Here is a 454-nt window from a genome sequence, read left to right as displayed (position 1 = left end):
GACAAGGTGGCAGCCTCCCGCCTTGCCGAACGGCTATTCGGCGAGGACAACGCCTACATCACCCGTATGCCGGCACAGGCAGGCGACCACGAAAAGCGCATCGAGAGTCGCTGGGAACTGTCCTGCAAAGATCCCAAGGAGGTAGCGCGCGATGCCTGACGTCACCGCTTACCGGCCGGTTGCTGACGAGCTCGCTCAACTGCGCACAGAGGTCCGCATGCTGCGTTCCGCGCATGACGACCTGGCCTGCAGCCGACAGAACGATCGTCGCTGCCTTCAGGAACTGGTGAAACGCCTCCTGACTGCTGCTGCCACCGACAGCCTTCCCCGCTCCCTGGCAGAGATGGAGACCTGGCTGCAGCTCAACAGCGAGGAGACCACTGATGCGTAGTTTCCTTCGCGGCGCCCGGGAAAGCGTCCGCCGGCTGGTGGCCTTCGCTCAAGCCGAAGGCTG

The 454-nt window shown here is 64.1% G+C and carries 1 protein-coding gene; it reads left to right on the top strand.

Features of this window, described 5'->3' with window-relative positions; all coding sequences use genetic code 11:
• Window positions 1-151 precede the first annotated feature (151 nt).
• On the top strand, window positions 152-391 hold the full coding sequence (locus HMPREF2924_RS16970) for a hypothetical protein (RefSeq protein WP_023082652.1): 240 nt from the start codon (window positions 152-154) through the stop codon (window positions 389-391).
• Window positions 392-454 lie beyond the last annotated feature (63 nt).

Origin of the sequence: Pseudomonas sp. HMSC063H08, from assembly GCF_001813645.1 — a bacterium.
GTDB classification, from domain to species: domain Bacteria; phylum Pseudomonadota; class Gammaproteobacteria; order Pseudomonadales; family Pseudomonadaceae; genus Pseudomonas; species Pseudomonas aeruginosa.
This window is presented reverse-complemented; position numbering and strand designations above follow the sequence as displayed.